Genomic DNA, 6,437 nt, shown 5'->3' on the forward strand with positions numbered 1-6,437 from the left:
TTCAGCCGGGTGCTGGTCGGGACGCGCATTTCGCTGATCGCTGGCTTCTTCTCGGTGGCGATTGGCACGGTGATCGGCACCGTGCTGGGGCTGCTGGCGGGCTATTACGAAGGCTGGTGGGATCGCATCACCATGCGCATCTGCGATGTGTTGTTTGCGTTTCCCGGCATCCTGCTGGCGATCGCGGTGGTGGCGATCATGGGCAGTGGCATGAGCAACGTGATTGTGGCAGTGGCGATTTTCAGTATTCCGGCATTTGCCCGTCTGGTGCGTGGCAATACGCTGGTGCTGAAACATCAGACTTATATCGAGTCGGCGCGCAGTATTGGTGCTTCCGACTGGACCATTATCATGCGTCATATTTTGCCCGGCACGGTGTCGTCGATTGTGGTCTATTTCACCATGCGTATTGGTACTTCGATCATCACCGCCGCCAGCCTGTCCTTTCTCGGCCTGGGCGCGCAGCCGCCGACGCCGGAGTGGGGCGCGATGCTCAACGAGGCGCGCGCCGATATGGTGATTGCACCGCACGTGGCGATCTTCCCCAGCCTGGCAATTTTTCTCACCGTGCTGGCGTTCAATCTGCTGGGCGACGGCCTGCGCGATGCGCTGGACCCGAAACTGAAGAGCTGAGGGTGAACACCGTATTGCAGTTGTAGCGGCGCGATTCATCGCGCAATAAATTGCGCCGCTACGATAACTGCAATGCCTGGCGCATGACTCTTAATCAGGCCACTGATTTTATTAACACTTCAGCGCATCAAAACGTTTCCCAGTTGTCGTTACCGTGGCTCACCGCTGCGGGCAGGGCGCGGGTCGGGGCGGGCAGCACCGGTTTCACCACCCGCTCGGTTACCGCAGCGGGCGCGCGCGCGCCGGTGTTGAAACGCGCCACCGCCGATGACAATCGGCTGGCCTGCTGCTCCAGCGATGCCGAGGCGCTGGCCGATTCCTGCACCAGCGTGGCGTTCTGCTGCGTCACGCGATCCATCTCATTCACCGCCTGGCCAATCTGGTCGATACCGCGGCTCTGCTCATCGGAGGCCGAGGCAATCTCGCCCATGATATCGGTGACGCGCGTCACCGCGCTGACAATCTCCTGCATGGTATCGCCAGCGCTGCTGACCTGCTGCGAACCGAGGTCCACGCGCTGCACGGAGTTTTCAATCAGCAGTTTGATCTCTTTCGCCGCCTGCGCGCTGCGCTGGGCCAGGTTGCGCACTTCGCCCGCTACCACCGCAAAGCCGCGCCCCTGCTCACCGGCACGCGCCGCTTCTACCGCGGCGTTAAGCGCCAGAATGTTGGTCTGGAAAGCGATACCGTCGATGACGCTGGTGATGTCGGCGATTTTCTTCGAGCTGTCCGCAATGTCGCGCATGGTTTTCACCACGCCTTCCACCACGTTACCGCCTTTATCGGCGGTGTCCGACGCGGTTTTCGCCAGCTGCGTGGCCTGACGCGCGTTGTCAGCGTTCTGCTTCACGGTCGCGGTCAGCTGTTCCATGCTGGCGGCGGTCTCTTCCAGTGAGGCAGCCTGCTGTTCGGTCCGCGCCGAGAGATCATTATTACCGTTGGCGATGGCACTGGCGCTGCCAAAAATGGCATCCGCGCTGTCGCGCACGTTATTAATGGTACCAAGCAGCGCCTGCTGCATATGATTCAGGCTGGCGGCAATGGCCGCCATTTCACTGCGGCCTGCCACCTGCAGGCTGGCTGACAAATCGCCTTCGGCAAAGCGCTCGATCTGCTGCTGCACCTGCTGCATCGGTGCCAGCAGCACGCGGCGTACCAGCGTCCATACCGCCGCCACCATCAGCACCACCACCAGCGCGATGACGGCAATCATGATCAGCACCTGCTGATAGTTGCTGTCATTTTGCAGGCTGCGCTGATTAATCAGCTGCATGTTTTCATCGCGCCACTGCTGATAAGCCTGTTCCAGTTCATCCTGCGCCTGCTGCGCATCGAGGTTGCCGTAGGCCGCGTAGTTATTGGCTTTCAGAAACACGGCGGACTGCTGCAGCAGCGCGGCAAACGCTTTGAATTTATTGTCGATCAGATCGGCGGTCGACGCACTCTGGCCGTCGATGCGCGGATAGCTTCTATACTGATTGAAGTGCTGCTGCGCCGCTTCCAGCGAGGCACCGGCTGCCAGCAGTAGCTTGTTGATCGCCGCCAGCGACTGCTCGTCAGTCTGATTTTTCAGAATACGGATCGCCACGCGGTTGATGGTGACGCGGGTTTTCACCAGCGTTTGCCAGCCGTCGCCCAGCTCGCGCTGCTGATGAGACAACTGATTGCTGGCGGTGAAATTATGTTGTCCCGCGCGCAGCGAGGAGAAAAAGAGCGAGCCGGATATGGCCTGCATGGCTGTGAATACCACCAGAATAACCACAATGGCGGTCACAATTTTCATCTTGTTGAACATGTGAGCATCTCTTAGCAAATGAGCCGGTAGTTATGTTATCGGTGGAAAAAAGCATCACTAAAGTGCGGCAGCGAAATAATTCACCGCAGTAATGGTTACGGACAGGAGGCCAGGGGATGAAACCCTTCAATTACCAGCAGGATTTTAAACAGCTCGACTTCCGTCAGCATCCGGAGCTGTATCAGGTCGGGCGCGGCGAGCAGGGGGTGCTGATGGTGGAACCTTATAAGAGCGAAATTCTGCCGCACTGGCGCTTTCGCACCGTCGAGCTGGCGCAGCAGTCATCAGAAAAAATCATGCAGCTGTTCGAGGCGTATCGCGCGCAGGATGATTTTGTCGGTATGGATATGGCGCGCAAATTTATTCAGATGGGCTACACCCGCGCGCGCCGCTACAGCAATCATCAGGGCGGACGGAAATACGGTGCTGACGGCAAAGAGCTGCCGCGGACGGTAGAAAAAGAAAAGGCCGCTGCGGCGGCCGTATTCAAAGCGTGCTGGGACCGGCTGCGCGCCGATAACGATTATCTGGCGCGCAAAAAAGCGCACCAGCAAAAGTACGGTTAAACGCGCGTGCCCCACAGGTCGTATTCGTCGGCGTGTTCGACTTTAACGCGCACCACTTCGCCGACCTTCACCTGGCGATCGCCATTCAGGTACACCGCACCGTCGATTTCCGGGGCGTCGGCCATGCTGCGGCCGACCGCGCCTTCTTCATCCACTTCATCAATGATCACCAGAATCTCGCGACCGATTTTCTCCTGCAGACGCTCTGCGGAGATCTGCTGCTGCAGCTGCATGAAGCGGTCAAAACGCGCCTGCTTGACGTCGTCCGGTACCTGATCCGGCAGCTGGTTAGCCGTGGCGCCTTCAACCGGGCTGTACTGGAAGCAGCCAACGCGATCGAGGCGTGCTTCACGCAGGAAGTCGAGCAGCATCTGGAAATCTTCTTCGGTTTCGCCCGGGAAACCCACGATGAAGGTGGAACGCAGCGTCAGCTCCGGACAGATTTCACGCCAGCGTTTGATGCGCTCCAGCGTGCGCTCAACCGCGCCCGGACGCTTCATCAGCTTCAGGATACGCGGACTGGCGTGCTGCAGTGGAATATCGAGGTAAGGCAGGATTTTGCCTTCGGCCATCAGCGGGATCACATCATCCACGTGCGGATACGGATAAACGTAGTGCAGACGCACCCAGACGCCGAGTTTTGCCAGCTGCTCACACAGGCTGACCATGCTGGTTTTCACCGGCGAACCGTTCCAGAAACCGGTGCGGTGTTTAACATCGACGCCGTACGCGGAGGTGTCCTGCGAGATCACCAGCAGCTCTTTTACGCCGGCTTCCACCAGACGTTTAGCTTCATCAAGTACCGCGCCAATCGGACGGCTGTCCAGATCGCCACGCATTGACGGAATGATGCAGAAAGTGCAGCGATGGTTACAGCCTTCGGAAATTTTCAGGTAAGCGTAGTGGCGCGGCGTCAGCTTCACGCCCTGTTCCGGCACCAGACTGAGGAACGGGTTGTGCTCGGGTTTTGGCACGTAAGTGTGCACGTGCGACAGCACCTGCTCGTAGCTGTGCGGGCCGGTGATCTCCAGTACTTTCGGATGCACTTCGCGAATCTGATCCACTTTGGCGCCGAGGCAGCCGGTGACGATCACTTTGCCGTTCTCGTTCAGCGCTTCACCAATCGCTTCCAGTGATTCCTGTACGGCACTGTCAATAAATCCACAGGTGTTAACGATGACGATCTCCGCATCATCGTAGCGTGGCACCACGTCGTAGCCTTCTGTCCGCAGTTCCGTCAGGATGCGTTCAGAGTCGACGAGGTTTTTTGGGCAGCCGAGAGAGACGAAGCCTACACGCGGCGGATTTTTGACATGGCTCATAAGGATAAAAATTCATCATAATTAAGGTGGACAGGAGCGCGATTGTACAGAGGTTGACGGGGAAAATGTATAGGCTGCGTGAGAATCTGATCGGCGGCAAAAATTGATGTTAACGCTATGCTTGCTGAGGGTAACCCACGTTCAATAGTCACAGGGTGGCGGACATCCGGGTTGTGCAAGCGGGTCGATTTTGCTTAAATATCGGGTTGATAATTGTAAGTTATTATCGACATTACAGAATTTTAAAGCGCGCCAGCGGTGAGTTTCTCTCTGCCGGGGCAGAAGTGGATAATGTGAGAGCAGACAAATGCAAGAGATCGTCAAAGGTTTTCTGAATTTTCAACAGAATGTGTTTCCTGAAAGGAAGGATCTTTTCAAGAGTCTGGCGTCCAACCAGAATCCTAAAGCTTTATTCATCTCCTGTTCGGATAGCCGTCTGGTGCCAGAGCTGGTGACACAGTCGGAGCCGGGCCAGCTGTTTGTGATCCGTAACGCTGGTAACATCGTCCCGCCGTTTGGTCCGGAGCCGGGTGGCGTGTCAGCAACCATCGAGTACGCGGTGGTCGCGCTGGGCGTAACCGAAATTATCATTTGTGGCCACTCCAACTGCGGTGCGATGAACGCGATTGCGTCCAACGCCGATCTCGAGAGCATGCCGGCGGTTGATCACTGGCTGCACTACGCCAATGCGGCAAAAGCGGTGGTGGAAGAGCGCAACTACGAATCAGTTGAGAAACGCCTCAACGAAATGGTGAAAGAGAACGTGATTGCCCAGCTCAACAATATCAAAACGCATCCTTCCGTTTCGGTCGCGCTGCGCAAAGGCAAGCTGCGCCTGCACGGCTGGGTTTATGATATTGAAAGCGGCGGCATTATTGCCCTGACCAAAGGCGGTGAATCCTTCATTTCACTGTCGGAAAACCCGGAAACCTGCTTCGAATAATCCTGCCTGCTACAAGCCCGGCCACTGCGCCGGGCTTAATGTTTTGTAAATCCTGCACATCCTTTCTAACTGGCTGACTACCCTTAACGGCAGACTGTGAAAAGGAGAATCCCATGCGTTTATGGCGTGTTGCGCTGCTGGCTGGCGCGCTCAGCGGTTCCTTTACCGCGCTGGCGGCTGATGTCCAGGTGCAGGTATTACAGGACAAGCTCGATCATCCGTGGTCAGTGGCGTTTCTGCCCGACCAGCAAACCCTGCTGATTACCGAACGTTCCGGACAGCTGCGCAGCTGGCAGCCGGGCCGGGGGCTATCGCAGCCGATTAGCGGCGTACCCAACGTGTGGGCCAACCGCCAGGGCGGTCTGCTGGATGTGGTGCTGGCGCCGGACTTCGCGCAAAGCCGTCGGGTGTGGCTCAGTTATACCACCGCCGATGACACCGGCCGCGCGGGCGGTGTAGTGGGTTACGGCACGCTCAGCGCAGATCTCCGTCAGCTGCAGGATTTTAAGGTGGTGCTGGAGCAAACGCCGAAACTCTCCGGCGGTGCCAACATCGGCACGCGGCTGGCGTTTGATCGCCAGGGCTATCTGTACATCGCGTTCGGCGATAACTTTGCCAGCCGCAGCGCGCAGCAGCTGGACAAACTGTCGGGCAAAATTGTCCGCCTGACGCAGGACGGCAAGGTGCCGGCGGATAATCCGTTTAACCATCGTCAGGGCGCACGCGCGGAGATCTGGTCTTACGGCGTGCGCAATCCGCAGGGGCTGGCGCTTAATCCGTGGACGCAGCAGATGTGGGAGAGTGAACACGGCCCGCGCGGCGGCGATGAGGTGAACCTGGCGGCGAAGGGCAAAAATTATGGCTGGCCGCTGGCGACATACGGCATTGATTACAGCGGGCAGAAAGTGCCGGAAGCGCAGGGCAGCGCCGTTGCCGGCACTGAGCAACCGCTGTTTTACTGGCAGCAATCGCCGGCCATCAGCGGCATGGCGTTTTACAATAGCGCGCGCTTTCCCCAGTGGAAAAACTCGCTGTTTATCGGTGCGCTGAAAGATAAAAGTCTGATCCGTCTCCGCGTTAACGGCGAGAAGGTCGAAGAGGCGCAGCGGCTGCTGGGTGACCGTGGCGAACGCATCCGCGATGTTCGTCAGGGGCCGGATGGTTATCTGTATGTGCTG

The 6,437-nt window shown here is 58.0% G+C and carries 6 protein-coding genes; 4 read left to right on the plus strand and 2 right to left on the minus strand.

Annotated features, from left to right (window positions below):
* Positions 1–633 (plus strand): ABC transporter permease subunit (locus ERD80_RS20740; protein WP_136548375.1); only part of this gene is annotated, 633 nt, incomplete at its 5' end.
* A 127-nt stretch (positions 634–760) separates the two neighbouring features.
* On the opposite strand, the gene ERD80_RS20745 is transcribed toward ERD80_RS20740, so the two are convergent.
* Positions 761–2,428 (minus strand): methyl-accepting chemotaxis protein, encoded by a 1,668-nt coding sequence (locus ERD80_RS20745; protein ID WP_136548377.1) that lies wholly within the window; start codon positions 2,426–2,428, stop codon positions 761–763.
* Positions 2,429–2,544: 116 nt separating this feature from the next.
* Between ERD80_RS20745 and ERD80_RS20750 the strand changes: the two genes are divergently transcribed.
* A complete protein-coding gene (locus ERD80_RS20750; protein ID WP_021508397.1) occupies positions 2,545–2,994 on the plus strand; it encodes a DUF4385 domain-containing protein in 450 nt (149 codons plus the stop codon).
* Here the strand turns inward: ERD80_RS20750 and rimO are convergent.
* On the minus strand, positions 2,991–4,316 hold the full coding sequence (rimO, locus tag ERD80_RS20755) for a 30S ribosomal protein S12 methylthiotransferase RimO (RefSeq protein WP_021508396.1): 1,326 nt from the start codon (positions 4,314–4,316) through the stop codon (positions 2,991–2,993). The genes ERD80_RS20750 and rimO overlap by 4 nt on opposite strands.
* 307 nt (positions 4,317–4,623) lie before the next feature.
* Between rimO and ERD80_RS20760 the strand changes: the two genes are divergently transcribed.
* Both ERD80_RS20760 and ERD80_RS20765 read left to right on the plus strand, forming a co-directional pair.
* Positions 4,624–5,259 carry a carbonic anhydrase gene (locus tag ERD80_RS20760; protein WP_021508393.1) on the plus strand — a complete coding sequence of 212 codons (636 nt, stop codon included), beginning with the start codon at positions 4,624–4,626 and terminating at the stop codon, positions 5,257–5,259.
* A gap of 113 nt (positions 5,260–5,372) precedes the next feature.
* Positions 5,373–6,437, plus strand: a 1,065-nt coding sequence (locus tag ERD80_RS20765; protein ID WP_136548378.1) for a PQQ-dependent sugar dehydrogenase, incomplete at its 3' end; no start/stop codon positions are given.

Source organism: Pantoea sp. R102 (assembly GCF_004916815.1).
Lineage (GTDB): Bacteria > Pseudomonadota > Gammaproteobacteria > Enterobacterales > Enterobacteriaceae > Pantoea > Pantoea dispersa.